Raw genomic sequence first — 25935 nt, 5'->3', positions numbered from 1 at the left:
TAGAGCGTGTTATGAACTTCCCGCCGAAGTCAGCACCCGTACGGCAGCGGGCAACATGAGCACTGCGAAAACCAGGAAATGCAGTCCACCGAGCACTTCGGGCAACCGCTCATAGTCCCGCGAGAGCCTGCGGAACCTCGCCAGCYAGCCGAAACTTCTCTCCACCACCCAGCGCCGAGGCAGCAGTACAAAGCCTTTCTTCGCTTCAGGCAGCTTCACGATCTGCAGATCGATGCCGTTGCCCTGCGCTGCTTTGGATGCCGCTTCACCCGTGTAGCCTTGGTCCGCCCATGCCCATTGCACCGAGTGGCCCGTGGCTTGCTGCACTGCTTCGCACAGCTTGTGCACCTGCGCGCGTTCCTGCTCGTCGGCTGGCGTGACATGCACCGCCAGCAGATGGCCCAGCGTGTCCACGGCCATGTGAACCTTGCTGCCGCGTTTGCGTTTGTAGCCGTCGTAGCCTGCGCGTGGGCCGCTCTCGCAACTCGATTGCAGTGTGCGCCCGTCCATCACCACGGCGCTGGGCTGGCCCTGGCGCCCTTGGGCCACGCGGATGATGGAGCGCAGGTCCGACACCATCGCCTCGAAGCAGCCAGCGTCCAGCCACCGACGGCTCTGCTGGTACACCGCCTCCCAAGGCGGTAGATCGTTGGGCAGCATCCGCCAGGGCGCTCCCGCGCGCACCAGCCAGCGCAGGGCRTTGAAGACTTCGCGCAGATCGTGCTCACGCTGGGGCGCGTGCTGGTCCATCAGGGTCAGGTACGGCGCAGCGAAGCTCCATTCTTCGTCGCTGACATCTGTCGGGTAGGGCTTGCGGGGCATCTGCAAACTCTACCCTTGGCTTCGTGATCAGGGAGCAAAGTTCATAACACGCTCTANGTCCATCAGGGTCAGGTACGGCGCAGCGAAGCTCCATTCTTCGTCGCTGACATCTGTCGGGTAGGGCTTGCGGGGCATCTGCAAACTCTACCCTTGGCTTCGTGATCAGGGAGCAAAGTTCATAACACGCTCTAAGCGCAGCAAGCTACCGGTGGAGAAGGAGTGGATTACCGCCTTGAGCATCCGTGAGTCGGCAGCGTGCATATGGGGAAAATTCAGCGCCGATCCAATGGTGCACACAGGTCCCGGTAAACACTTCGGGACCTGCTGCTGTCGTTCGAGCGAATATAGTCCTGATGGCGACCTGCATGGCGACCTGCATGGCGACTATGGATGACTAATTCGCGTGCCTCAAGGCGCCAGCGCAGCGATATGCGATTCGACTTAAAGAGGATTTATGAAAGTTAACCGCCGTCAGCTGGTGCAAACAATGGGTGCAGGGCTGTGTGCATGGCAACTCAGCGCCTGCACACAACCACCGCCGGCACCTGTACGCCCACCGTTGTCTGACGAGGACAAAGCACTGGCGGCGAAATTTTCTGTGCTGCGAGGGGGTGAATTGATCGTGAATTCGGCTTCGCTGCAGCAGGGCGTGAACATCTTTGACGAAAATGGACGTTACTTCTTTTCCAAAGCTCTGTTGGGACGGGGGACCACGCGGATGTCGTACGGCGCCCGCTTCGGCGTCCCTAAAACCTTACACGTCACCTGGCGCACTGGCGATGACGTCCGGATGCAGGCCAATAGCTTGATGGGTGGAGGCGTTATCGCCGGCGACTACACGGTCCCCCGTAGCGAGCCGGATTCCCCACGAATTGTTGCAGGATTTGCGTCAAAGCCGAGGCGTCTTCCGTCTCAAGATCCGATTGCACGACGATGGAGTGCTGATCGGCTGGGATATAGAGCGCCGGCCTGGGTACGACCCCAAGAAGAGAAACCAATATGGCAATCCGACCTACGTAGCCCCGGTGCACACCTTTGTAGGAGGGGATTTTCGGGAAGCCGAAATATTCAACGGCAAAGCGGTGCGGATGGGCTGGTATATCCACCCCAAGACCGGTGAGCGGATCGAGACGGATTTTTGATCTGTATAGCCGTTGATCGGCAAGACCGCACAGGCCGAAGTGCGGCTGGGCATTCGGGATGACGATAAAGAATATGAACGTCTCTACAAACGCCGCAGCGGCGTATTGCTGGAAGACGCAGGCACCTTGGGCGGAGTGGCTGTCAACGGCGAGCGGTACAGCAGGCGGTACTGATTCCTAAAATCGACCGGAACCATCCACCTCAGCCAAAAAGCCAATAGATTCAACGGCCAAGTCTTGCGCCTTGGGTGGTACATCGATCTCAAGACGAACGAACGCGTTGCAACTGATTATTGACTCGGGAGTTTTTCGGTTGTGACTGCAACTTGCGAACTCCAGCTTCTTTAATCCCTCACGGCCACCTCCGACGCTGACCGTCAATGTTCCCAATGAAATCCGACATTCCGACGGGAAGATCCAGCGCATGCAGGGAGTCTTCCAGGGGCTGCAGGGCGTGCAGGATGCACAGCTTCTTCGACCGTGTTGGCGAGACCACGCGGGATGGGTTTGGAGCGCAATCGAGCTCGGCAACGGGCGCGTTGACACAGGCGCACGGCGGGCGGCGGAGGCTCCGACGCGGGGCAATTGCCTCAAAGGGCGCAACAGCTCTTCCTGCGCGATGACCCGGCCCTCGCGCACCTGGCGGGCTATCTGCAGCGCCAGTGCCGCACCGATCTGCCGCCAGGGCCGCCGGCTGGTGAGCACGGCCACCAGGCTCTCCGACCGGCCACAATGCCGGCCATGGAACGCTTCACCATTTCGCTGGACGACGACCTCGCGCACGCCTTCGACCACCTGATCGCCGAGCGCGGCTACGGCAACCGCTCAGAGGCCGTGCGCGACGTGCTGCGGGTGCATCTGGCCCGGCTGCAGGAAGGGCGCCACGCCGACGGGCCCTGCGTGGCCAATCTCTCGTATGTGTACAACCACCACGAGCGCGACCTGTCCGACCGGCTGGCGCGGCTGCAGCACGGCCACCACGCGATGACGCTGGCGACCACGCACGTGCACCTGGACCACGAACAGTGCATCGAAACCGTGCTGCTCAAGGGCCCGGCCAGCGAGGTGCGCCGTTTCGCCGACCGCCTGATGGCCGAGCGCGGGGTGCACCACGGCCAGCTCAACGTGGTGATGGTGGGCACGCTGGCCCCGGCATCGGCCGAGGCGGCGACGCATTCCCACCCGCATCCGCACGGCTGAACCGGCGAGGTCGGAGCGGGGGAGTGGATACGCCCTGGGGCGCTGGGGTGGCCGGGACCACGGGTATGCAATTTGCTTTTTTCTTCATACAAAGCAAGTCCCCATGCAATCCACCGCTTCCTCCCGTCCATCCTCCGCCGTTCCCTGTCGCCGCTGGCCCCTTTCCGGTGCGGCGCTCACCATGCTGGTGCTGCGTGCGCTCCCGGCGGGTGCGCAAACCGCCGATTCTCAGGCCGACCTGCCCACGCTCGGTGCGATGGAGGTCAAGGGCCAGGCGGCCCGCGGCGCCGATGCCGCCTATTCGACGACGCGATTGGACACGCAGGACGTCCAGGCCCGGCACGTCAGCCAACCGGAGGAGCTGTTGCGCCAGGTGCCCGGCACGAACGTGCAGGACTACCAGCTGTCGGGTGTGGGCAATGCCATCGTCATGCGCGGCTTCGGCGCGGGCGGGCATGGTGGCGATGTGGGCGTGGTGCTGGACGGCATCCCGCTCAACGAGGCCATGTCGCATGCCGACGGCTACGTCGATTTCAATGTCATCGTGCCCTTGGAGATCGACAGCCTGACCGTCTACAAAGGCCCGGTCTCCGCGCTGTACGGCAACTTCAACCGGGCCGGCCTGATCGCCTTGCAGACGCGCAAGGGCGGCCCCTACCAGGACGTGGACGTCAGTGCCGCGTCGCACGGCACGCTGGATGCGCAGGCCGCGCTGGGCTTGAAGCTGGGCGAGGCGGATTCGCTGAATCTGGCCGCCCAGCATGCCCGCACCGACGGCTTTCGCAGCGCATCCGGGGCCGAGCGCACGACGCTGGCCGCCCGCTGGAGCCACCGCATCGCGCCCACGCTGGAGGTGGCGCTGTCGGGACGCCTGCACGAGGCGAGCGGCGATTCGCCCGCATACATCACCGCCGCTCAGTTCGCCACCGACCCCTACGGCCGTGACCCGCGCGCCATGAACGATGGGGCGAAAAAGCATTTCGCCACCCTGCGCGCCGACGTGCAGTACGAGATCGCGCCCGACCTGAAATGGCTGGGCTTCGGCTACGCCACGCAGCAGGACTTCACGCGCTGGTTCAGCCGGCCGGTGAGCGCCGCCGCCTGGCGCCAGCGGGAGGAATCCTACGACCGCACCGTGCAGGGCGCCGGCACCAGCCTGAACGGCCGCAGCGCGCTGGCCGGGGCCCCGCTGAACTGGGTGGCGGGCGTGGAGGCCTTTCGCGAATCGACCGACTACCAGTTCCATGACGGGCTAAACCGCCGCGCGCGCACCGGCACGGCGGGCTATGACCGCGAGGCGCGCCTGAACAGCGTGTCCGCCTTCGCCGAGCTGGACGCGCCGCTGCACCCGCTGCTGCAGCCGTCGGCCGGCCTGCGCTGGGACCGGTTCAGCGGCGCCTGCCGTCCGAACGGCCCGGAAACGGGTAGCGACCCCTGCGGCCCCATGGCGCGCACCTCGCACGCCAGTCCCAAGCTGGGCGTGCGCTCGCAGGTTCTGCCCGGGCTGCTGCTGCGTGCCAGCGGGTCAGAAGGCTTCGCGCTGGCCAGCAACTTCGCCAAGTACGCGCTGGGCGCGGCGCAGCTCGATCCCAACGTATTCCGCCAGACCGAGCTGGGCGCGCAGATGCAGCCGCTGGACGGCCTGGTGCTGGACGTGGCGGCCTACCGGCTGCGGTCGTCCGGCGAGATCCGCACCGTGGCCCCGGGCCTCTACGAGAACTACGGCTCCACCCGCCGCACCGGCGTGGAAGCCAGCGCGCTCTGGGCGGCGCGCCGCGACCTGGACCTGACGCTGGCCTGGGGCAGCGCCCATTCCCGCGTCACGCAGAACGGCAATCCGGCGCTGGTCGGCCGGCAGGTGGCGGGGGTACCGCGCTACAGCGCCACGCTGGGCGTCGCGTGGCGGCCGGTGGCGGGCTGGGAGGGCACGGCCACCTGGCGCCGCGTGGGCCGGTATGCGGTCAACGCCGACAACAGCGTGGTCTACGGCGGCTATGCGACCTGGGACCTGGGCCTGAGCTACGCGCCTGCGGGCACGCGCCACCGCTTCTACGCCACCGTCGCCAACCTGTCGGGCAAGGCGTACGCCACCTCGGCCGCCGCCATCGCCGGCCAGACGCTTTACGCCCCCGGCGCGCCGCGCACCTTCAAGGTCGGCGTGCAGGGGTCTTTCTGATGACCTTCCGCTTTCACCCCGCCATGCGCCTCGCTCGTTTTCTCGCCTCCCACTGCCGCGGGAAGGCCCTGCTGGCCGTGGCCCTGGCCGCAACGCCCGTCGCCTGGGCGCACAACGTCTGGCTGGAGCCCGATGCGGCGGGCGGCTACCTGGTGCAGTTCGGCGGCCATGCGGGCCAGCGCGAGTCCTTCGACGCGGCCAAGCTCAAGAGCGTGCAGGCTTTCGACCGGCGCGGGCGGCCCATCGACGTGGCCGTCGTCCCCGTGGCCGGTGGCGTGCGCGTGCAGCCGGCGCGGCAGGCGGCCCTGCTGGCGGCGCATTTCGACAACGGCATCTTCAGCCGCGTGGACGACGGGCCCATGCTGGAAAAGCCCATGGATCAGCAGCCCGGCGCCACCAGCGGCGTGCATGCGCTCAAGTACCACAAGAGCATCATCCAGTGGGGCGTGGTCGCCAAGAGGCCGCTGGGCCAGCCCTTCGAGGTCGTGCCCCTGGCGCACGAAACCCCGCATGCCGGCCAGCCGCTGCGCGTGCAGGTGCTGCTGGACGGCAAGCCCGCCGAAGGGATCCGCCTGAGCTGGGGAGAGCAGGGCACGCCGGTCACCACCGCGGCCGATGGCACCGCCACCGTCACGCCGGTGGCAGGCCCTAACCAGCTGACGGCCATCCGCCGCGCGCCAGTGGAGGGCGATGCGCGCTTTACCTCGTTGAGCTACGAGTACCTGCTGGCGTTTCCGGCGCATTGACCGGGGCGCGCGCGGGGTGGTTAGGTGGACGGGTGGGTGGGGTGGCGTGGATGCTGCCGTGGTGATTTAGTGTGTTTTCGGGCTTTTGCGCTAGACCCATCACGTTCTTTTGCTATCAAAAGCGAAGCATTCCACAAGCCTGCGGCCCTGTCGCCACGCGGCGGCCTTCCTGCCTGCCGGCTGCCACGCGGCTCGCGGGCGGGGAGCGCCGGCCAGGCCTGCGCATGCGAGCCGGCGAGGCCGCCCGTGTAGACTGCGCGGTTTTTTCCACCGGTATCCATGGCGCAGCGACCTGATCGCACTCCGTTGACCGGCTCCACGCTCGTCCGCCTGCTGGCGGGGCTCATCGACCCGCAACAGCGGGTGCACGACTCCAGGATGTCGTTCGCCGACGCCCTGAATCAATGGACGGGCTGGACCGAGTCCATCGCTCTCTCCAAGGCCCTCGACCGCCCGCTGGCTGCAGCGCCGCTGCCCGCCGCACCGGGCGACGCGCCAGGCCGCCTGGTCGAGTGCACGGCCGAGTACGACCGCGTGCGCGCGCTGCTGGCGCAGGCCATCGCACGCGAGGTCGACGCGGCCGGCCGCGGGCCGCTCGATGCCGGCATGGGCTTCGCGCCGTTTCGCCACTGCCTGCAATCGCGCCAGCAGGCGATGGAGATCGCCATCGGCCCGCTGCGCGAGCGCGTGCGCGGGGCGCTGGCCGACTGCGGTGGCGAAGCCGCGCGGCTGGCCGCCGTCGACGCGGTGATGGCCGAGGTGCTGGCCGCGCAGGAGCGCCGGCTGCTGGCCACCCTGGCTCCGATGCTGGGCCGCCATTTCGAGCGCCTCTGCGCGGCGGTGCCTGCGGAGGCGGGCCCGTCCGATCCACTGCCGGCGGGGGAAGAAGACGCAGCCGTGGCCGGCACCGCTGAGGCGGACACCCACCGCGACTGGTTCCGCCTCGACCTGCAAGCGCTGCTGCTGGCCGAGCTGGAACTTCGATTGCAACCGGTGCTGGGGCTGCTCGCCGCCCTGCGCCACCATTCCACCCAAGGTGGTTCATGACGCAACACAACGACAACGCTATGCACAATCCATCGGCGCCTTCGGCGGACGCAGGCACCCCCGGCCAGCCGGGCATGGGCGCCACGGCGGCCTTCTCCGCCGCCTTCGCCACCGGGCTCGCGGTGATCGCCTGGGTGGCCGTGGGCTACGGCATCGGCCATGCGCTGGCGTTGGCCATTACCGTGGCCATCGCGTTCTTCTATCTGCTGGGCGCGCGCGAGCTGCAGGGCTACCGGCGCGACACGCGGGCGCTGGCCAAGGCGCTGCAGGCCATGCCGGCCGGTGCCGCCTCCGGGTCGCTGGCCGGCTGGCTGGGCCAGCTGCCTGCCGGCCTGCGCAATGCGGTGCGCCAGCGCGTCGAAGGGGGCAGGGCGGGCCTGCCGGCCCCGGTGCTGGCGCCGTACCTGACCGGCCTGCTGGTGCTGCTGGGCATGGTGGGCACCTTCCTGGGCATGGTCGTCACGCTGCAGGGCACGGGCGCGGCGCTGTCGGGCGCCGACGGGCTGGGCGCCATCCGCGATGCGCTGTCCGCCCCCGTGCGCGGCCTGGGCCTCGCCTTCGGCACCTCGGTTGCCGGCGTCGCTGCATCGGCCATGCTGGGCCTGATGGCAGCGCTCGCCCGCCGCGAGCGGCTGCAGGCTGGCCAGCAGCTGGACGCGCTGCTGCCCACCTCACTGCGCGCCTATACCCCGCTGCACCAGCGCGAAACCTCGCTGCGGCTGCTGGAGCAGCAGGCCGGCCTGATGCCAGCCCTGGTCGAGCGCATCACGGAGGCCATGACGGCCATGGAGCGGGGCCAGGCGGCATGGGCCGAGCGCCTGCAGACCGACCAGGCCCGGTTCTATCGCGAAACCGAAGCCGCCTACACCGGACTGGCCGCCGCAGTGGAACGCACGCTGACGGCCAGCACGGCCGAGAGCGCGCGCCTGGCCGGTGCCGCATTGCAGCCGGCGGTGGAGGCCGCGCTGGCCGGCCTGGGCCGCGAGAGTGCGCAACTGCAGACCGCGCTGGCCGACCAGGTGCGCCGCCAGCTCGATGGCATGGCGGGCCAGTTCACCGCTGCCACCGGCGCCGTCACCGCCCAGTGGACTGACGCCCTGGCCAGCCACCGCCAGACGAATGACGCGACCGCCCAGGCGCTGCGCGACACGCTGGATGGCTTCAGCCAGCGTTTCGAGACCCGCAGCACGGCGCTGGCCGACGACCTGGCGGGTCGTTTGTCGCAACAGTCCGACACCCTGGCCGCCCGGTGGGCCGAAGCGCAGGGCCGCCAGGCCGCCGATGCCACCGAGCAGGCAGCGCGCCACGACCAGGCCCTGCAGGCTGCGGCCGACCAGTGGACTCGCCATGCCGCCACACTGCACGCCAGCGTGCAGGAAGCCCAGGCCCGCCTGCAGACCGAGGCGGCCGAGCGCGACGCGGCGCGGCAACAGGCATGGGACGACGCTTTGCGCGCCATCTCCAGCACCCTGCAGCAGGACTGGCAAGCCGCGCAGGCGGGCGCCACGGCGCAGTGGCGCGGGCTGACCGAACAGTTGGCCACCACGGCGCAGGGCATCGCCGAGCGCAGTGCCGAGCAGGCCGAACACCTGCTGACCCAGATCGAACACCGCGCAGCGCAGGACGAAGCGCGCCAGAAGGCCTGGACGCAGTCGCTGCAGGCCGTGGCCGAAAGCCTGCGCGCCGAGTGGCAGGCCGCCCAGCTGCAATCGACCGGCCAGTGGCACCAGCTGGGCGAGGTGCTGGCCGCCACCGCCGACGGCATCAGCCAGCGCAGCGCCGAGCAGGCGAGCCATCTGCTCACCCAGATCGAACAGCGCGCCGCGCAGGACGAGGCGCGCCAGAGCGCCTGGACGCAGTCGCTGCAGGCCGTGGCCGAAAGCCTGCGCGCCGAGTGGCAGGCCGCCCAGCTGCAATCGACCGGCCAATGGCATCAGCTGGGCGAGGTGCTGGCCGCCACCGCCGACGGCATCAGCCAGCGCAGCGCCGAGCAGGCCACGCATATGCTCACCCAGATCGAACACCGCGCAGCGCAGGACGAAGCGCGCCAGCACGCCTGGACGCAGTCGCTGCAGGCCGTGGCCGAAAGCCTGCGTGCCGAATGGCAGGCCGCTCAGTTGCAATCCACCGGCCAGTGGCATCAGCTGGGCGAGGTGCTGGCCGCCACCGCCGACGGCATCAGCCAGCGCAGCGCCGAGCAGGCGAGCCATTTGCTCACCCAGATCGAACAGCGCGCCGCGCAGGACGAAGCGCGCCAGAGCGCCTGGACGCAGTCGCTGCAGGCCGTGGCCGAAAGCCTGCGCGCCGAATGGCAGGCCGCCCAGTTGCAATCGACCGGCCAGTGGCACCAGCTGGGCGAGGTGCTGGCGACCACCGCCGAAACCGTCGCCACCCGTGCGGCAGAGCAGGCCAGCCACGCGCTGGAACAGATCGACCAGCGTGCGGCACGGGACGAAGCGCGTCAGGCGGCCTGGGCTGAATCGCTGAAGACGCTGTCCGGCACCTTGCGCGGGGAATGGCAGCAGGCGGGCGCCGCCACTGCCGCCCGCTGGGATGAAGCCAGCGCCGCCCTGGCCCGCAGCACGGGCGAGATCACCGAGGCGCTGGACGCGCATGCCCAGCGCACGCTGGGTGAAATCGGCACGCTGGTGCAGACGGCGTCCGAGGCGCCGCGCGCAGCGGCCGAGGTGATCGGCGAGCTGCGCCGCAAGCTGGAGGACGGCATGGCGCGCGACAACGAGATGCTGCAGGAGCGCAGCCGCATCCTGGAAACGCTGTCCACGCTGATGGATACGGTGCAGGCCACCTCCGAGCGCCAGCGCGGCGCCATCGACGCGCTGCTGGACGGCACCACCACGGCCATGCACCAGGCCGGCGACCGCTTCGCCGCCACGCTGGATGCGCAGGCCGGGCGCATGGACGAAGTCGCCGCGCAGCTCACTGGCAGCGCGGTGGAAGTCGCCAGCCTGGGCGAGGCCTTCGGCGCGGCGGTGCAGCACTTCGGCCATGCCAACGAGCAGTTGGTGGCGCAGTTGCAGCGCATCGAGGCGGCCCTCTCCAAGTCGCTGGCACGCAGCGACGAGCAGCTCGACTACTACGTCGCCCAGGCGCGCGAAGTCATCGAGCTGAGCGTGGGCGCGCAAAAGCAGGTGATGGACGGCCTGCAGCAGGTGGCCGCGGTCGCCCGCGCGCCGGCGGTGGCCGAAAGCGCGGGGGCCTGACCCCATGCTGGGCCACGACGAACTGGAAGCCGGCACCAGCCTGGATGCCGACGTGCCCGTGTGGGCCGTTTTCGGCGACCTGATGGCGGGCGCGCTGGGTGCCTTTGCGCTGATCCTGGTGGCGGCGCTGGGCATGCAGATGGACCTGACCGAGCAGCTCAAGACCGAGCAGCGGGAGCGCGAGGCGCAGACCCAGCGCCTGCAGACGCTGGAGCAGGCGCTGGCCGGGCCGCTGGCCGGCGGCCGGGTCACGCTGGTCGATGGACGCATCGGCATCAGCGGCAACGTGCTGTTCGCACTCAATTCCGACGAATTGCAGCCCGAGGGCCGGCAACTGCTGCGCAGCCTTTCCGGCCCGCTGGCCAGCTATCTCGGCGCTCGCAGCGAGATCCTGATGGTCAGCGGTTTCACCGACGACCAGCCGGTGCGCGGCGGCAACCGCTTTGCCGACAACTGGGAGCTGTCGGCGCAGCGGGCGCTGACGGTGACGCGGGCGCTGATCGAGGCCGGGGTGCCGTCCTCGTCGGTGTTCGCAGCGGCCTTTGGCGCCGAGCAGGCCGTGGCACCCAACACCGATGCAGCGGGCAGGGCGCGCAACCGCCGGGTGGAAATGGCGCCGATGCCCCGCTCCGCCCGCAGCGGCGTGGCGGCAGCCTCCGGCACGCATGCCGCCGACCCGGCCCGCTGAATCGCAGGACATGGCCGAGCCCGCAGCTTCCCCGTCATCCGCGCTTCCGGCCCTCCCGGCGCCCACGGAGCTCGCGGTGCTGCTGGCCGAATGGCATGCGCTGGGCGGCCATCGGGCGGAGCCGGTGCGCTTTGCGCTGGTGGAGGCGCTGGCGCGACGTGCCGGCGCGCACGAGGGCGCCGCGCGCCATTGGCTCGACGCGCGGCTCGACACACTGGTGGCCGACCTCCGCCTGCGTCTGGCGGGCCGTGGGGTGCTGCCGGCGGGGCAGGACGGGGCGGCGCCGGATGCGCCGCCCCACGCACCAGCGCCAGCCGCCCGGCCGGCGCCTGCCGCGCCCGCACGGGGCGAATTGGGCCGTCTGGCCGATGCGGTGGCCGGGCATGCGGACATCGCCGACGGCGCAGTCACGCACCGGCTGATGGAGTTCGCCGAACCCGCGCCCGGCCGACGCGCGGCGCCTGGCTCACGCTCGGGCAAGCCCGCTACCCCACGCGGCATCGCGGCGGTGGACGTGCCTGCGGGAACGCTGCCGAGCGCGTCGCTGGGTGGCGGCAACGCCGCGCCGGCCGGCGCGCCGCGGGAGCTGGCTTCGGTGCAGCGGTTTCGGGGCACCTGGTCGCGGCTTTCGGCCGATGAGCGGCTGCGCCAGACCCTCGCGCAGGTGCCGCCCCAGGCCGGCCCGCTCAACGCGCTGCACCTGCTGCACCGCGCATTGGTCGGCATGCAGGCCATTTCGCCGGACTATCTGCAGCACTTCGTTGCGCACGTGGATGCGCTGCTGTGGCTGGAGCAGGTGCATGCGGCGTCGCCGGCAGTGCCGGCCGCGCGTGCCGGAGCGCGCCGCAAACCGGTGGTGCGCAAACGCTGAGCCAGGGGCCTGGACCTGGGCGATTGCCCCAGGTCAGCGGGCGGATCGTTGGGACAGAACCCAGTCGGCCAGCACGGCTGCGTCTGCTGCCGTCACCTGTGGCTGGCGCGGCATGATCACCCGGCCCCACTCGCCAACGCTGCCCTGGCGAATGCGTCCGGCCAGCCGCTCGGCGGCGGTGGCGTCGTCACGGTACCGGTCCGCCACCTGCGTGAACGCAGGTCCCACGAAGTGCCGCACCCCGTCATGGCACCTGAAGCACCCCTTGTCTTTCGCCAGGGCCGCGCCCACCGGCTGCGAGGCTTCGGCCGCCGCAGCGCCGGTGCCTGCCAGCCCCGCGAACGCCGCCAGCGCCGCCAGCGCCAGGGTGGCGATGCCGGTGCGCAGCGGAGGGTGCAGGATGGGCATGGGTTTGCAGGGCACGGATCAGGCAGGGGATGGCGGGCCCGCCCCAGAGACCGCGCGGCATGGGGTCAGGCGGAAGCCGCCCGGTAGCCGGTGGGTTCCCGATTCTGAATGAAAAAAGCATGCAGCGCCCGTGGTGACGGCGCAGCATGCTCTTTTTTTCATAGCGCCAGCTGCCGTGTCCGGGCGGCCGGCACTGGGGTAATTCAGTTGTTCTGCGGGGCCTTGGGCTGCGCCTCGGCCTGCGCACGGGCCTGCTCCGGCGTCTGGGCGCCCTTTTGCTGCGCCGTCTTCTTGGGGGCTTCGCGCTTCATGCGCTCCAGCTCCGCCTGGGCTTCCTTCAGGTTGGCGCGTGCCTTGGTGGCGTCGCCCTTGCCGTCTTTCTCGGCGCTGTCCACCGCCTTCTGCATCTGCGTGACCTTTTTCTCCTGCGTGCTGATGCGGCGTTCCTTCATAGTGCGGGCGCCGGGTTCGGAGCAGCTCACCGCCAGCTCGCCCCGCGCCCGCTCCAGGGACAGCATGCGCGCGTCTTCACCGGCCGACTTGGCCTTCTCCATTTCGCTGGTCAGGCGTTCATGCTGGAAATTGCAGTCTTCCTGGCTGGCGGGCTGTGCATGGGCGAGGGCGGACGCGGCAAGCGCGGCAGTGGCGATCAGGGTGTGTGCGAGCTTCATGGAAAACCTTCTCAAAACGATGGCGCCGAGCATTGCACGACCGTGGCGCGGAGCCCGTCGGACGAGGGCGCATCGGCACGCAAGGGGCGGCAGAACATGGCGCCACTCGGCTTCGAACAGCGGCGAGCGGTGGCGCGTGTCGCATGGGCCGGAGGGGTGTCGATCGATGCGTCGTGTGGCTGTCTGACGCGGTGGGCGTTCGCGCCCTGGCAGGCGTACCACCAGCACGGCCCCGCCGCGGAACGCAAGCCCGCCAGGTCAACCGCTGCGCTGGGGGAGGCCCGGCGCCCGCAACCCGATCAGACCGGGCATGGCAGCACGCATCAGTTCCAGAAAGCTGCGCAGCCGCGCCGGATAGTGGCGCGCAGGCGGATAGACCAGTGACACCGGCAGCGGCACGGCCTGCCAGTCCGGCGCCAGGTGCACCAGCCGGCCCTGCCGCAGATCGTCCTGCACCAGCCACGCGGAGGACACGCACACGCCCAGCCCGGCCAGCGCGGCGCTGCGCATGGCGTAGAGGCTGTCCGTCGCCAGGCGTGGCGCAATGGCAAACCGCAGCGCCTCGCCCGTGGACTGGTGGTGCAGGGCGACTTCGCGCTGGTAGTAGGGGTTGAGCGCCAGCCAGGGCAGGGCCTGCAGCCCGCGCGCATCGGACTGCACGGGATCGCCCAGCGCCTCTGCCACGCCGGGCGCTGCGACCACGATGCGAGGAACCTCGGCGAGCAGGATCGCCACGACGGACGGGTCGTCCACCTCACCCACCTGGATCGCGCAATCGATGCCTTCGGCGATGAAGTCCGGCCTGCGGTCGTGCAGCAGCCACTGCACGGACACCTCCGGATAGCGCCGCAGATAGTCGGCCAGGGGGGCGACCAGCTGTTCCTGCCCGAAGGCATGCGGTGCCACCACCCGCAGGGTGCCACGCGGCACGTCGCGCGCACCTCGCAGGTCGGCCTCCATCGCCTGCCAGTCTTCGAGCAGGGCGCTGGCATGGGCGAAGCACCGTTCGCCATCGGGCGTGAGCTTCATCACATGGGTGGACCGCTGCAGCAGGCGTGCGCCCATGGTCCGCTCCAGCGTCTGCAGCCTGCGGCTGACCGTGGGCTGGGTGGTGCCCAGCTGCACTGCGGCGGCCGACAGGCTGCCGGACTCGACGATGCGCACGAAGGTCTGCAGCAGATCGAGCCGGTCGGCTCCGGAGGGCAGGGAGGTTTTCATGCGCCAAGCGTATAGCAAATCTTCGCGCCGAGCGACTACCACGGTGGGGTCATCTCCACCAGAATCGGTCCCATCCGCTGGAAATCACCCCGGCAACCGCAGGCAAACCCCATGACATCCCCATCTTCTTCCATTCAACCCACGCATGCCACGGCTCCGCCCGCGACGGCGGAGGTGAAGCCCATCGGCACACCCCCTGCTGATGCTGCTGGCGGCCACGGCCGGCCTCGGCGCGGCCTCGATCTATTACAGCCAACCCATGCTCGGCGTGCTCGGCGACGACCTGCGGGCAGCGCCTTCGACGGTGGGCTTGGTGCCCACGCTGACGCAGCTGGGCTACGGGCTCGGGCTGTTGCTGCTGGCGCCGCTGGGGGACCGGTACGACCGGCGCAGCATCATCCTGGCGAAGTCGGCGGCGCTGGTGGCGGCGCTGGTGTGGAGCGGGCTGGCGCCGGGCATCGGCGCGCTGCTGGGCGCCAGCCTGGCGGTCGGGCTGGCCGCGACGCTGGCACAGGACGTGGTGCCCGCAGCCGCCACGCTGGCGCCGCCGGACCGGCGCGGGCGCGTCGTCGGCACGGTCATGACCGGCCTGCTGCTCGGCATTCTGCTGTCGCGGGTGGTGAGCGGATTCGGCGCGCAGGCCTTCGGCTGGCGGGCGGTCTATCTGGGCGCGGCCGGGGCCGTGGCGGTCATGGCGCTCGCCGTGTGGCGCGGCCTGCCGCGCTTCGCTCCGACGACGCAGCTGGGCTGGCCCGCGCTGATGGGCTCGCTCTGGGATTTGTGGCGCCGCCACGGAACGCTGCGCCGGGCCGCGCTGTCGCAGGGGCTGCTGGCGCTGGGCTTCAGCGCCTTCTGGTCCACGCTGGCGGTCATGTTGCACGGTGAATTCCAGCTGGGCACGGCCGCGGCGGGCTCGTTCGGCTTGGCGGGTGCAGCGGGCGCCCTGGCGGCGCCGCTCGCCGGCCGGTTGGCCGACCGGCGCGGCCCGGAGATCGTCACGCGCTGCGGCGCTGCGCTGGCTGCCCTGTCGTTCGCCGCCATGGGCCTGGCCGCCGGGTTGCCGCCAACGACCCAGCTGGCGCTCATCGTCGCGGGCGCCGTGGGGTTCGACTTCGGGGTGCAGGCGGCGCTGGTGGCGCACCAGACCATCGTCTACGGCCTGGAGCCAGCCGCCCGCAGCCGGCTGAACGCCCTGCTGTTCACCGGCATGTTCGCCGGGATGTCGGCCGGCGCCGCACTGGGTGGCCTGGTGCTGTCGCACGCGGGGTGGCGGGGCGTGGTGGCGCTGTCGGGCGCTGCATCCGGCGCGGCGTTGCTGGTCCGGCTGATGCCGCCCCGGGCTTGAGGCTCGCACCGGCGTGCCCACGCTGCCGCCTGGGCGCTGGCCTGGCGATGGCCAGGCGGTGTGCGCTGGTGCGCTCAGCCGGCCGGCCGCAGGGACTTCACGGGTCGCGGCCCCATTCGCCTTTAGACTTTCGGGCTGGCGTGCTTCGACTGGCGCCCTCTCTTCTTGTCTCCCGGCCGCAGCTCTCTGTTCCATGTCCGTTTCCCCCGTCGCCGCATCCGACTTTCCCAGGGCCCCAGGCCGCATGAGTGAAAAGGTGCGCCTGCACGACTGGAGCCGTCACCCCCTGGGCCCTTGCGCCCAGTGGCCGGTGGCGCTGCGTCTCGCGTTGGAGTCGATCCTGGCCAACCATATCGCCAGCTGCATTCTGTGGGGCGACGAAAGCTATTTTTTCTACAACGACGCCTACGGCGTGATCCTGGGCGACAAGCCGGAAGCCCTGGGGCAGCCCACGCGCGAGGTCTGGCGCGAGATCTGGCCATCGATCCTTCCGCTGGTGCAGGCCACGCACGCCGGCAAGTCAACCTACATCGAGGACTGGGAGCTGGAGATCGACCGCTACGGCATGCCCGAGCAGGCGTTCTTCACCTTCTGCTACAGCCCGCTGCGCGACGAGCACGGCAAGGTCGTCGGGGTGTTGGACACGGTGCTGGAGACCACCGGCAAGGTGCGGGTGGAGCGCCGGCTGCGCGAGCAGAACCAGTCGCTGGAGACCCAGGTCGCCGCGCGTACGGCCGACCGCAACCGTCTCTGGCAGAGCTCCGAAGCCGTGTTGATCGTCACGCGCTTCGACGGCGTGATCGTCACGGTCAACCCCGCCTGGACGGCCACCCTGGGTTGGTCGGAAGAGGAGACCGTCGGCCGCCATGTGCTGTCCTTCGCGCACTCCGAAGAGGCCGGCAACGTGCTGGCCGAGCTGGCCAGCCTGCAGGGCGGCGCCACGCGCAGCCAGACCACGCAGCGCTATCGCCACCGCGATGGCAGCGATCGGTGGATCGCCTGGACGGCGGTGCCGGCCGACGGCTTCGTGCAAGGGGTGGGCCGAGACGTGACGCAGGAGCGAGCGCAGACGGCCGCGCTGCACGACGCCGAGGAGCGCCTGCGCCAGAGCCAGAAGATGGAAGCCGTGGGCCAGCTCACCGGCGGCATCGCCCACGATCTGAACAACATGCTGCAGGGCATCGTTTTGCCGCTGCAGCTCATCCGCCAGCGCGTGGCGCAGCAGCGCTACGGCGACATTCCCCGGTATGTGGATGCGGGGCTGTCGTCCGCGCGCCGGGCCGGCTCGCTCACCCAGCGGCTGCTCGCGTTCTCGCGCCGCCAGCCGCTGGACTCCCGAGCCGTCGACCTGGGCGAATCGCTGCACAGCCTGGAGGCGGTGCTGCGCACCACCTGCGGCGAAAACATCGGCCTGTCCATGGACGTGGCCCCGGCGTGCTGGCGCGCGCTGACCGATGCGCACCAGTTCGAGAGCGCCGTCCTGAACCTGGCCATCAATGCCCGTGACGCCATGCCCCAGGGCGGCGAGCTGCGCATTTCCGTGCGCAACTGTTCGCTGGGTGTCGAGCAGGCGAGCCTGCACCAGGGCCTGGAGCCGGGCGACTATGTCTGCGTAACCGTGGCCGACACCGGCACGGGCATGCCGCGCGACGTGATCGAGCGGGCGTTCGATCCGTTCTTCACCACCAAGCCCATCGGGCAGGGCACCGGCCTCGGCCTGTCGATGATCTACGGCTACATGCGCCAGACGGGCGGGCTGGCCGTGATCGAAAGCCAGGTGGGCGAGGGCACCCAGGTGCATCTCTACTTCGTGCGCACGGAGGCGTCCGGCGAGCCGCGGCCGTCCGAATTCCTCGACAGCCAGCCTGCCGACAAGCGCCCCGACTCCACCCTGGTGGTGGAAGACGACGAAACCGTGCGGTCGCTGGCGGTCGAACTGCTGCGCGACATGGGCTTCCAGGTCATGCAGGCGGCGAGCGGCACCGAGGCCATGGCCCTGCTTTCCGGCGCGCTGCATTTCGATCTGCTGCTGTCCGATGTCGGGCTGCCGGGCCCCAACGGCCGGCAGGTGGCGGACTTTGCCCGCGAGAAGCTGCCGAACATCCGCGTGATCCTGATGACGGGCTACGCGGAACAGGCCGCCATGAACCCGAACTTCCTGGGCGCGCAGATGGAACTGCTGGTCAAGCCGTTCGACGCCCAGGCACTGGTGTCCAAGGTGCGGGCGGTGATGGGCACCATGCCGCCCGCGCAGAGTGCGCGGGCGCCGGCCGAGCAGGACACCATTCCGGGCGGGCTGTACCCGCTGTCCTGACTGCAGGCCCGGGCGGGCCGGCGCCCGGGAAGCCCTGTTCGGTCGGCGCCTGACGAAGCCGGTGCGCGGCGCGGCGCAGCGGGTGCCGCCAGCCCGGCAGAACCTGGTGCCGGGCCTCGCCAGCGCCGCCGCACCATCGCGTTTCACGCCATTCCAGCCCGCAGCGCCGGTGGCTGCGGCCCATGTAGCTATAATAAGAATAGCATTCGAGTCCGCCGTGTGAAGGCGCCCGGCCTTCTGTGGGGCCGGTCCGGCACGCCGCACATGACGCCGCACATAACGCCGGCTTCTATCCAACCAACTATTGGGTCGTTGCCGCATCTCCGCCGGGCTCGTACATTCCACCCCTTTTGTCTGCGGCAGCCGGCGTCGGCATCGCCATCGCCCCATGCGTCCCGCAGCGTCCTGATTTTTCCCATCACATGATCGATTTACGGGGTATCACCCAGATTTACCAGGGCCCACAAGGCCCCGTGGAGGCGTTGCGCGGCATCGACCTGCACATCGAGTCGGGCGAAGTGTTCGGCATCATCGGCAAGAGCGGCGCGGGCAAGAGCTCGCTTGTGCGCGTGATCAACCTGCTCAACCGGCCCACCACGGGCCAGGTGATCGTCGGCGGGCGCGACCTGGTGCAGATGAACGACGCCCAACTGCGCGAGGCGCGCCGGGGCATCGGCATGGTGTTCCAGCACTTCAACCTGCTGTCCTCGCGCACCGTCTTCGACAACGCCGCGTTGCCGCTGGAGCTGGCCGGCATGGACCGTGCCGCCATCCGTGAGCGGGTCAACCCGCTGCTCGAACTGGTGGGCCTGTCGCACCTGGCGGACCGCTACCCCGCGCAGATCAGCGGCGGGCAGAAGCAGCGCGTGGGCATCGCCCGGGCGCTGGCCAGCCGGCCGAAGGTGCTGCTGTCGGACGAAGCCACGTCGGCGCTGGACCCGGAGACCACGCGCTCCATCCTGGCGCTGCTGCGGCAGGTCAACCGCGAGCTGGGCCTGACGGTGGTGCTCATCACCCACCAGATGCAGGTCATCAAGCAGGTGGCCGACCGTGTGGCGGTGATCGACGCCGGCCGCATCGTCGAGCAGGGGCCGGTGCTGCAGGTGTTCACGCGCCCGCAGCAGGCCATCACCAAGAGCCTGATCGACGAAATCCTGCCGCAGGAGCTGCCCGCCAGCGTGCTGGACCACGTGCGCCAGCTGGCCGCGCAGCTGCCCGCGCACGAAACCGGCGAGCTGCTGCGCCTGTCCTACTCGGGCGAGCGCGCCTATCAGCCCATCCTTTCGCGGCTGATCCGCGAGCACGGGCTGGACCTGTCCATCCTGCATGGCCAGATCGACGAGATCCAGAGCCAGACCTTCGGCTCGCTCGCGGTCTATGTGAGCGGGGAGGGACCGCGCCTGTCGGCGGCCGTGGCGCAGCTGCGCGCCGAGGGTGTGGTGGTGGATGAAGTCAAGGTGTCCGCCATTGCGGGCGCCGACGGCGTGGAGGCTTGAACGCGATGTTCGAAAACTTTTCTGAAATGATGCTGGAGCTGTTCGTCACCTCGCTCTGGGAGACGCTCATCATGGTCGGCATCTCCGGCCTGGCCGGCGCACTGATCGGCATTCCGCTCGGCGTCTTCCTGCGGCTGACCGACCAGGGCGGCGTGCTGGAAAACGGTGCCGTGAACAAGACGGTGGGCTGGATCGTGAACGCGGTGCGCTCGACGCCGTTCATCATCCTGCTGGTGGCGATCATTCCGTTCACGCGCTTCATCACCGGCTCGTCCATCGGCACCGCCGCCGCCGTCGTGCCCCTGACCATCGCCGCCGCGCCCTTCGTCGCGCGGCTGGTCGAAGCCTCCTTGCGCGAGGTGGACAACGGCCTGATCGAGGCCGCGCAGGCCATGGGCGCCACCACCGGCCAGATCGTCTGGAAGGTGCTGCTGCCCGAGGCGCTGCCCGGCATCGTCGCCGGCCTCACCATCACCTTCGTCAGCCTGACCGGCTACTCGGCCATGGCCGGCGCCATCGGCGGCGGTGGCCTGGGCGACCTGGGCATCCGCTACGGCTACCAGCGCTTCCTGCCCGACATCATGCTGGCCGTGGTCGTGGTGCTGATCTTCTTCGTGCAGGCCGTGCAAAGCCTGGGCGACTGGGCGGTGCGGCGACTCAGCCACCGCTGACCAGGCTGCCAGCGCAGCCGGGCGGCTGGGGCCGCCCGGTGGCGCGCTTCCGGCTCGCCGCCGACTACGGCTGATCACAGTCGGAATAACACACGACTTCGATAGGCGACCCTGGACTGAGGTCCCATTCGTAGACCAGTTGCACGCGATCCCTATCGATATTCAGCGTTTCCAACCAGGTTTCCAACGTCTCCGCGTATCTTGAGGTGGTTGCGACCAAGACTCGATTGTCCCGTTCGTCCGCGTGCACGCCCATGACGCTGCGCAACTGGGCTTTTTGGGCTTCGGCTGAGATGGTGGCTTTCAGACGCTGGAGGCGCTGGGCTGCGTCCTGCACACCAGATTCCGTGGCTCGACCCTCTGAAAATCGCGCCAACCCGTTGTCCGCCGTTTCCCTGAGACGGGGGGTGGGCATGGTTCGGTTTTCGCGCACAGAAAAAGATTCGCTGTAGGAAGGTAGGGCGAAGTGAGGGAAGAAATACCTCTTTGGCTTCGCCGCGCTTCCAGCTTCCTGGTATGAATCCGAGGGCTTGGAAGTGCCGCTTTCGCTGGCGGGCGCAAGCGTCGGCATCGCCCCAGCAGCGATTGCCACCCCACAGAAAAACATGCGACCTAGAAAAACGGGTGTGCCTGTAAAAATCTGCTGCGGCGCCTTCGAAACCATCAAAACTATCTTCATATTCCCTCCCGTCTTTTTTTGACGTCACACTTTATTTCGCTGACCGGTTTGCGCGGCCAGATCTTAGATTCGTTGACTTTTGAAATATCGGGCGGGTTCAGAGGGGAAGTTCACCACCTGCCCACCGGCCATCCTCAGAGGGCAGCAGACCCGCAGGCTTTCCCGAGCCCACCGGGAAGGCCACCTGCAGCCCGCAGACCGGGGCAGCAAGGCCCGGCCGGAAAGGCAGCTCCACAGCACGTGGCTCGCTGCTGCAACGAAATTCAACCCCTGCGAGGGCATGGCCGGGCCGGCCATAGGCGTTCTCAGGAAACAGATCGACGCAGCGGAAGATGCCGGCTGCCCTCCGAGCCCGCCGCTTCGTGTGGATTGAAGGGATATCGCAGCACTGCACCGCGCGCATAGGGAGCAAACCCTAGAATCGCCGCAACAATTGTTTACAAGGCGATTCCATGCGGTTTTCCGAGTTGACGGTGGCGAAGCGGCTCTACCTCGGGTTCGGGGTGATTCTGGCAGTGCTGGTGGTGGTGACGGGCGTGGCCCTCACCAAGGTGCAGTGGGTGAACGACGCGCTGCGCGCGAACAGCGAGGAGCATGTGCTGGTCCAGCGCTATGCCATCAACTTCCGCGGCTCCGCGCACGACCGGTCCATTGCAGTGCGCGACGTGGTGCTGAGCGCCACTGCGGCCGAGCGGCAGCGCGAGGTGGACACCATCGCATCGCTGGCCGGGTTCTATGCGCAGTCGGCCGGCCCCCTCGAAACGTTGATCGCCCGGCCCGGCGCTGCGCCGGAACTCGCGCGGCTTTACGCCGATATCCGCCAGATCGAAGCGCAGGCCGTGAACACCACGCGGGTGATCGTCGCCCGGGCCGAGGCAGGCGATATGGCCGCTGCGCGAGAGGCGCTGTGGACGCAGGCCAAGCCGCAGTATGTGCAGTGGCTGGCGGCCATCAACCGGCTCATCGATTTCGAGGAAGCCCGCATCCAGGCCGAGAACCAGACCGCGCTGCGCCACGCCGGCGGCTTCCTATTCGTGATGCTGACGGCATTGCTGGTGGCGCTGCTGCTGAGTGTGGCGGTGGCCTGGTGGGTGTCGCGCAGCATCGTGCATCAGTTGGGTGCCGAGCCGCAGGCGCTGGCCGAGGTGGCCAGCCAGGTCGCGTCGGGCGATCTGAGCCCGGTCCGGGTGGCGGGCGATGGGCGCCTGCGGCAAGGCAGCGTGATGGCGTCGCTGGCTGCGATGCAGGCCAGCCTGGCGACGGTGGTGGACAAGGTGCGCGTGGCCTCCCAGGCCATGGCATCCGATTCGCTGGAAATCGCCAACGGCAACAGCGGGCTGCTGCAACGCACCGAGGAGCAGGCTGCCAGCCTGCAGCAGACGGCGGCTTCGATGGAGCAGATGACCGCGACCGTGAAGCACAACGCCGACTCCGCACGCCAGGCGACGCAGCTGGCCGCGTCGGCCAGCGCCACCGCGGCGAAGGGGGGCACGGCGGTCGGGCAGGTCGTGGCGACGATGGACGGCATCACGGCCAGCTCCCGGCAGATCGCGGACATCATCGGCGTGATCGACGGCATTGCGTTCCAGACCAACATCTTGGCGCTCAATGCCGCCGTGGAAGCCGCCCGCGCGGGCGAGCAGGGCCGTGGCTTCGCCGTGGTGGCGGCGGAGGTGCGCAGCCTGGCGCAGCGCAGCGCCGCTGCAGCCAAGGAGATCAAGGCGCTGATCGACAGCAGCGTGGGCAAGGTGGAAGAGGGCTCGCGGCTGGTGGGCGCCGCGGGCGCCACCATGAACGACATCGTCACGCAGGTGCAGCGCGTGGCCGATCTGATCTCGGAGATCAGCGCCGCGACCATCGAGCAGACGAGCGGTATCGCCCAGGTCAGCGATGCGGTGACGCAGCTGGACCGCGCCACCCAACAGAACGCTTCGCTGGTGGAGCAGAGCGCCGGTGCCGCGGACGGCCTCAAGAACCAGGCGGCCCACCTGGCCCAGGTGGTGAGCGTGTTCAAGCTCGCGCATGTCTGAGACCCCGCTGCCCTGCCGCAGGTGCGGCTGCTGGGCCCGCTCGATATACCCGATTGGTTGTAACGACATGAACAACCATTCGTTCCGGTGAGGGCCGCAAACCCCTACGATCACCACACAGTCATCCATAAAGGTTTTTTCGTGAACAAGCGCTTCCTGCTCCGTGCCACCCTCGCTCTCTCCGTTGCCGCCAGCCTGGCTGCCCCCGCCCTGGCGCAAGACAAGCCGATCAAGATCGGCGTGACGGCGGGCCCGCACGCCCAGATCCTCGAGAACGTGAAGAAGACGGCCGAAAAAGACGGCCTGAAGATCCAGATCGTCGAGTTCAGCGACTACGTGCAGCCCAATGCAGCCCTGGCCGCCGGCGACCTGGACGCCAACAGCTACCAGCACAAGCCGTATCTCGACGGGCAGGTCAAGGACCGGGGCTACAAGCTGGTGTCGGTCGGCTACACCGTCAACTTCCCCATCGGCCTCTACTCGAAGAAGGTCAAGAAGCTGGAAGACCTCAAGGAAGGCGCCCGCTTCGGCATTCCCAACGACCCGACCAACGGTGGCCGCGTGCTGCTGGTGCTGCAGGACAAGGGCCTCATCAAGCTCAAAGAGGGCGCGGGCCTGAAGGCGACGCCGCTCGACGTGACGAGCAACCCCAAGAAGCTGCGCTTCGTGGAACTGGATGCCGCGCAGCTGGCCCGTTCGCTCGACGACCTGGATGCCGCTGCCGTCAACACCAACTTCGCGCTGTCGGCCGGGCTGAACCCGGGCAAGGACGCCATCGCGCAGGAAAGCGCCAAGAGCCCCTACGTCAACATCATCGCCGTGCGCGAGTCCGACAAGGACAAGCCCTGGGTCGCCAAGCTGGTGAAGGCCTACCAGTCGGAAGACACCCGCCAGTTCATCCAGACGGAGTTCAAGGGCGCCGTGCTGGCCGGCTGGTAAGCGGCACCCTGGCTGACCCATCGGCCACCCCGGCGCGCGCATACTGCTGCGAGCCCGGCAGCATCCACAAGGCCTGCGCCCACCGCAGGCCTTTTTGTTTGTGTATTTGTTTGTTTGTTTGCGGGCAACGGCCGCCAAGAGGCGTTGCCGCCAGACCGTGCCATCCGACACAAGGAACCGTTTCATGGCCCATTTCGAGATCGATCAGCTGGTGCAGTCGCTGCACGCGGTACGCCGCGAATGGCGCGAGTCGCAGAACCGCTCGCAGGAGCCGGGGGGCCGCGAGCTGCCGTCGCGCGACGCGGTGGCCGAGGCGCTGGAGCAGCTCAAGGGCGCGCTCTTTCCGATGCGGCTGGGCCCGCACGATCTGCGCCAGGAAAGCGAAGACCTCTACGTCGGCCACACGCTCGATCTGGCGCTGCACACGTTGATGGCCCAGGCGCAGCTGGAGCTGCGCACCAGCGCGCGCCAGCTCCACCTGCCGACCGACGTGGACATTCCGGCTCAGGCACAGCAGGCGATCCAGGCGTTCGCCCGGTCGCTGCCCGAGATCCGCCGCCTGCTCGACAGCGACGTGCTCGCCGCGTACCGGGGCGACCCGGCCGCCCGCAGCGTGGACGAGGTACTGCTGTGCTACCCGGGCGTGCTCGCCATGATCCACCACCGCATCGCGCACCAGCTCTACGGGCTGGGCCTGCCGCTGCTGGCCCGCATCGCGGCCGAGCTGGCCCATGGCCAGACCGGCATCGACATCCATCCGGGCGCGCGGATCGGCGCCGGCTTCTTCATCGACCACGGCACGGGCGTCGTCATCGGCGAGACGGCGGTGATCGGGGAGCGGGTGCGCGTCTACCAGGCCGTCACGCTCGGCGCCAAGCGCTTTCCGACCGATGCCGAAGGCCATCTGCAGAAGGGACTGCCGCGCCACCCGGTGGTGGAAGACGATGTGGTGATCTATGCCGGCGCCACGGTGCTGGGCCGCGTCACGCTGGGCCGCGGGGCCGTGATCGGCGGCAACGTCTGGCTGACGCACGACGTGCCGGCGGGCGGCCATGTCTCGCAGGCGGTGTCGCGCGGAGGCAGCGACGCGGGCAGCGCTGCGGAACTGGGCACCGAAGCCGCGCGGTGAGCCGCACCGCTAGCGGGCTGCGGGCCGGACGGCTGCCGTCTGGGGTGCGGCAGCGCCTGCCACCGCTCGTCGAACGGCCGCCGTGCCCAGGCCATGAAAACGATGGAGCGCCAGCCGGCGCCCTGTGGCGTGGCGCGGCCGTTGCCGGCGCACGGGGCCTGCGCCTGGGTGAGCTGGCCACCGCCCGCCCAGAGCCTCCATGCGAGTGAAGCCAGGCGCTGACGCCTGTGCCCACCCGGCAGTCAGGCCAGGTTGGCGCTGTCCCGGCTGATGCCGCCGGTCTGGCTGAAGCCGCCGTCGACATACATGATCTCGGCGGTCACGCCGCTCGCCAGGTCCGACAGCAGGAAGGCGGCGGCATTGCCCACGTCGTCGATGGTGACGTTGCGGCGCAGGGGGGAAGCGTCTGCCACGGTACCCAGCAGCTTGCCGAAATCCTTGATGCCGCTGGCAGCCAGCGTCTTGATCGGGCCGGCGCTGATGCCGTTGGCGCGCATGCCCTTGGGGCCCAGCGATTCGGCCAGATACCGCACGCTGGCTTCCAGGCTGGCCTTGGCCAGGCCCATGGTGTTGTAGTTGGGCACCGCACGCAGCGCGCCCAGGTAGCTCAGCGTCAGCACGGCGGCCTTCTCGTTCAGGTAGGGCAGGGCGGCCTTGGCCATCGCGGGGAAGCTGTAGGCGCTGATGTCGTGCGCGATGCGGAACGATTCGCGCGACAGGCCTTCGAGGAAGTCGCCTGCGATGGCCTCACGCGGCGCGAAGCCGATGCTGTGCACGAAACCGTCGAACTTCGGCCAGGTCTGGGACAGGTCGGCGAACATGCGCTCGATCTGCTCGTCGCTGCCCACGTCGCAGTCGAAGATCAGCTGGGAATCGAACTCGGCCGCGAAGTCGGTGATGCGGTCCTTGAAGCGCTCGCCCACGTAGCTGAAGGCCAGCTCGGCGCCCTGCGCATGGCAGGCCTTGGCGATGCCGTAGGCGATGGAACGGTTGGACAAAACGCCCGTGATGAGCAGCTTCTTGCCGGTCAGAAAACCCATTTGTAATTCTCTCCAAGGGAAATGCGAGGGAAGGGTGGCCGGGCGCGCCGGCGGGAAATGTGTCCCGACAGCGCTGGCCCGG

23 protein-coding genes are annotated in these 25935 nt (G+C 69.1%); 16 read left to right on the top strand and 7 right to left on the bottom strand.

Going from position 1 to position 25935, the window contains the following annotated elements; all coding sequences use genetic code 11:
* Positions 1-9: 9 nt before the first annotated feature.
* Both ASF94_RS09525 and ASF94_RS21995 read right to left on the bottom strand, forming a co-directional pair.
* The gene (locus tag ASF94_RS09525) at positions 10-822 is read right to left on the bottom strand and encodes an IS5 family transposase (protein ID WP_056664987.1); all 813 of its coding nucleotides are present in this window, start codon (positions 820-822) and stop codon (positions 10-12) included.
* A gap of 57 nt (positions 823-879) precedes the next feature.
* Positions 880-957: transposase (locus ASF94_RS21995; protein WP_369818642.1), on the bottom strand; the 78-nt coding region annotated here is incomplete at its 3' end.
* Between the two features lie 737 nt (positions 958-1694).
* Between ASF94_RS21995 and ASF94_RS21570 the strand changes: the two genes are divergently transcribed.
* The 9 genes from ASF94_RS21570 (at position 1695) to ASF94_RS09490 (ending at position 11913) form a co-directional block, all read left to right on the top strand.
* On the top strand, positions 1695-1964 hold the full coding sequence (locus tag ASF94_RS21570) for a hypothetical protein (RefSeq protein ID WP_200933047.1): 270 nt from the start codon (positions 1695-1697) through the stop codon (positions 1962-1964).
* A 12-nt stretch (positions 1965-1976) separates the two neighbouring features.
* Positions 1977-2138 carry a hypothetical protein gene (locus ASF94_RS21215; RefSeq protein WP_156382473.1) on the top strand — a complete coding sequence of 54 codons (162 nt, stop codon included), beginning with the start codon at positions 1977-1979 and terminating at the stop codon, positions 2136-2138.
* Positions 2139-2705: 567 nt separating this feature from the next.
* Positions 2706-3164 carry a nickel-responsive transcriptional regulator NikR gene (nikR, locus tag ASF94_RS09520; RefSeq protein ID WP_056664985.1) on the top strand — a complete coding sequence of 153 codons (459 nt, stop codon included), beginning with the start codon at positions 2706-2708 and terminating at the stop codon, positions 3162-3164.
* A 103-nt stretch (positions 3165-3267) separates the two neighbouring features.
* The gene (locus ASF94_RS09515; RefSeq protein WP_056664771.1) at positions 3268-5340 is read left to right on the top strand and encodes a TonB-dependent receptor; all 2073 of its coding nucleotides are present in this window, start codon (positions 3268-3270) and stop codon (positions 5338-5340) included.
* A 23-nt stretch (positions 5341-5363) separates the two neighbouring features.
* Entirely contained in the window at positions 5364-6086 is a 723-nt protein-coding gene (locus tag ASF94_RS09510) for a DUF4198 domain-containing protein (protein WP_056664982.1), read from the top strand.
* A 279-nt stretch (positions 6087-6365) separates the two neighbouring features.
* Complete coding sequence (locus tag ASF94_RS09505) at positions 6366-7133, top strand: DUF3348 family protein (protein ID WP_056664768.1); 768 nt, start codon at positions 6366-6368, stop codon at positions 7131-7133.
* 20 nt (positions 7134-7153) lie between these two features.
* Positions 7154-10354, top strand: coding sequence for a DUF802 domain-containing protein (locus ASF94_RS09500; protein WP_156382472.1), 3201 nt, complete (start codon positions 7154-7156; stop codon positions 10352-10354).
* 4 nt (positions 10355-10358) lie between these two features.
* Complete coding sequence (locus ASF94_RS09495) at positions 10359-11042, top strand: OmpA family protein (RefSeq protein ID WP_056664766.1); 684 nt, start codon at positions 10359-10361, stop codon at positions 11040-11042.
* A gap of 10 nt (positions 11043-11052) precedes the next feature.
* Positions 11053-11913, top strand: coding sequence for a DUF2894 domain-containing protein (locus ASF94_RS09490; RefSeq protein ID WP_162244636.1), 861 nt, complete (start codon positions 11053-11055; stop codon positions 11911-11913).
* A gap of 33 nt (positions 11914-11946) precedes the next feature.
* On the opposite strand, the gene ASF94_RS09485 is transcribed toward ASF94_RS09490, so the two are convergent.
* From ASF94_RS09485 to ASF94_RS09475, 3 genes are all read right to left on the bottom strand, one after another.
* Complete coding sequence (locus ASF94_RS09485; protein ID WP_235505316.1) at positions 11947-12321, bottom strand: c-type cytochrome; 375 nt, start codon at positions 12319-12321, stop codon at positions 11947-11949.
* A gap of 203 nt (positions 12322-12524) precedes the next feature.
* Positions 12525-12992, bottom strand: a complete 468-nt coding sequence (locus ASF94_RS09480) for a DUF1090 family protein (protein WP_056664762.1) — start codon at positions 12990-12992, stop codon at positions 12525-12527.
* 258 nt (positions 12993-13250) lie between these two features.
* Positions 13251-14210, bottom strand: coding sequence for a LysR family transcriptional regulator (locus ASF94_RS09475; protein ID WP_056664760.1), 960 nt, complete (start codon positions 14208-14210; stop codon positions 13251-13253).
* A gap of 202 nt (positions 14211-14412) precedes the next feature.
* On the opposite strand from ASF94_RS09475, the gene ASF94_RS09470 reads away from it, so the two are divergent.
* The 4 genes from ASF94_RS09470 to ASF94_RS09455 all read left to right on the top strand — a co-directional run bounded on the left by ASF94_RS09470 (position 14413) and on the right by ASF94_RS09455 (position 20036).
* On the top strand, positions 14413-15555 hold the full coding sequence (locus tag ASF94_RS09470; RefSeq protein ID WP_156382471.1) for an MFS transporter: 1143 nt from the start codon (positions 14413-14415) through the stop codon (positions 15553-15555).
* 193 nt (positions 15556-15748) lie between these two features.
* Positions 15749-17869, top strand: coding sequence for a PAS domain-containing sensor histidine kinase (locus ASF94_RS09465; protein WP_235505315.1), 2121 nt, complete (start codon positions 15749-15751; stop codon positions 17867-17869).
* Between the two features lie 422 nt (positions 17870-18291).
* A complete protein-coding gene (locus tag ASF94_RS09460; RefSeq protein WP_056664758.1) occupies positions 18292-19365 on the top strand; it encodes a methionine ABC transporter ATP-binding protein in 1074 nt (357 codons plus the stop codon).
* 5 nt (positions 19366-19370) lie between these two features.
* Complete coding sequence (locus tag ASF94_RS09455) at positions 19371-20036, top strand: methionine ABC transporter permease (RefSeq protein WP_056664756.1); 666 nt, start codon at positions 19371-19373, stop codon at positions 20034-20036.
* A gap of 64 nt (positions 20037-20100) precedes the next feature.
* Here the strand turns inward: ASF94_RS09455 and ASF94_RS21210 are convergent, their stop codons facing one another.
* Positions 20101-20715 (bottom strand): hypothetical protein, encoded by a 615-nt coding sequence (locus tag ASF94_RS21210; RefSeq protein ID WP_156382470.1) that lies wholly within the window; start codon positions 20713-20715, stop codon positions 20101-20103.
* A gap of 452 nt (positions 20716-21167) precedes the next feature.
* Here ASF94_RS21210 and ASF94_RS09445 point away from each other — a divergent pair, with 452 nt between their 5' ends.
* The 3 genes from ASF94_RS09445 (at position 21168) to epsC (ending at position 24813) form a co-directional block, all read left to right on the top strand.
* Positions 21168-22745, top strand: a complete 1578-nt coding sequence (locus tag ASF94_RS09445) for a methyl-accepting chemotaxis protein (RefSeq protein WP_056664749.1) — start codon at positions 21168-21170, stop codon at positions 22743-22745.
* 141 nt (positions 22746-22886) lie between these two features.
* On the top strand, positions 22887-23684 hold the full coding sequence (locus ASF94_RS09440; RefSeq protein ID WP_056664746.1) for a MetQ/NlpA family ABC transporter substrate-binding protein: 798 nt from the start codon (positions 22887-22889) through the stop codon (positions 23682-23684).
* Positions 23685-23868: 184 nt separating this feature from the next.
* Positions 23869-24813 (top strand): serine O-acetyltransferase EpsC, encoded by a 945-nt coding sequence (epsC, locus tag ASF94_RS09435; RefSeq protein ID WP_056664744.1) that lies wholly within the window; start codon positions 23869-23871, stop codon positions 24811-24813.
* A gap of 242 nt (positions 24814-25055) precedes the next feature.
* Here the strand turns inward: epsC and fabI are convergent, their stop codons facing one another.
* Positions 25056-25853 carry an enoyl-ACP reductase FabI gene (gene fabI / locus ASF94_RS09430; protein WP_056664741.1) on the bottom strand — a complete coding sequence of 266 codons (798 nt, stop codon included), beginning with the start codon at positions 25851-25853 and terminating at the stop codon, positions 25056-25058.
* Positions 25854-25935: the final 82 nt, after the last annotated feature.

It is taken from the genome of Acidovorax sp. Leaf160, from assembly GCF_001424265.1.
Classification (GTDB): domain Bacteria; phylum Pseudomonadota; class Gammaproteobacteria; order Burkholderiales; family Burkholderiaceae_C; genus Paracidovorax.
Note: the sequence above shows the minus strand (reverse complement) of the source record. Positions and strands in the feature narration are given on the sequence as shown.